This is a genomic window from Agrobacterium sp. MS2 (assembly GCF_003261015.1).
Lineage (GTDB): Bacteria > Pseudomonadota > Alphaproteobacteria > Rhizobiales > Rhizobiaceae > Agrobacterium > Agrobacterium pusense.
Genome location: NZ_QLNF01000094.1, coordinates 1 through 335 on the forward strand (window position 1 = coordinate 1; position 335 = coordinate 335).

The following is a 335-nucleotide window of genomic DNA, read 5'->3' on the forward strand; positions in this document are numbered from 1 at the left end:
CACGCGTGCCATCCCTCCCTTGCGGCTCAGTCTCGGCGCCTGCTCTCACAGGCGCGCGAGACTTCTGGCCGACCTTCTGGCCGCGAAGGCCAGATTGATGTTCGATGAGATGAGGCACGGCAGAGGCATGCAGGACGACGACGACAGCGAGATGCGGGCACTTGAAAACGTCATCGAGATGAAGGGCGAGCTGAAAGCCTATCTCCGGATGATCGACCGCTCGGACGCACCAATCGCTGTCCAGGAGATGCAGAAGGCTGCAGGGCGTTGTCACGTTGTTCGTGGCTTAACGGTTGACGGATAACCGGACGTGATGAGCACGCCGACTATCAGCT

The 335-nt window shown here is 60.3% G+C and carries 1 protein-coding gene; it reads left to right on the plus strand.

The window, feature by feature from the left end; genetic code table 11:
• Nucleotides 1-304: hypothetical protein (locus DOU54_RS27770; protein WP_210206220.1), on the plus strand; the 304-nt coding region annotated here is incomplete at its 5' end.
• Nucleotides 305-335: the final 31 nt, after the last annotated feature.